Here is a 361-nt window from a genome sequence, read left to right as displayed (position 1 = left end):
GATACATTATGACTTTTATGAATATATGTGCTCAATTATTACACTTTTATCTTTAACGAAGCAGAGCTTCGGGGAATATATCCCATAGAGATTAAAGAAAATTATACGGCACAAGCAGAGCAGAATGAAATTCTTAAGCGATTGTATAAAGAGTTTTGTGAGAATTGTATTTCTGTTCATGGCAAATTGCTCTTGCAATTGCCACCAATGACAATAGCGATAAGGCGGGAACTTGACAATGATAATGATTCAAAAATTTTCGAAGAGGCGCTTTATGTCAACAGAGATGTCGCTTTTTTTTGAAAAAAATTGTTCACTTTTCGTCCGGGTTCAGAACCACCTCCCGGTTCATTTCCCATGC

Annotated in this window: 1 protein-coding gene; it reads left to right on the top strand. The window is 36.3% G+C overall.

Annotated features, from left to right (window positions below; all coding sequences use genetic code 11):
* The first annotated feature begins 27 nt into the window (after window positions 1-27).
* Complete coding sequence (locus EST62_RS12945; protein WP_129052476.1) at window positions 28-303, top strand: hypothetical protein; 276 nt, start codon at window positions 28-30, stop codon at window positions 301-303.
* The last annotated feature ends 58 nt before the right edge of the window (window positions 304-361 follow it).

This window comes from Chlorobaculum sp. 24CR (assembly GCF_004118635.1).
Classification (GTDB): Bacteria; Bacteroidota; Chlorobiia; order Chlorobiales; family Chlorobiaceae; genus Chlorobaculum.
The sequence above is the reverse complement of the archived record's forward strand: the minus strand, read 5'-3'. Positions and strand labels throughout refer to the sequence as shown.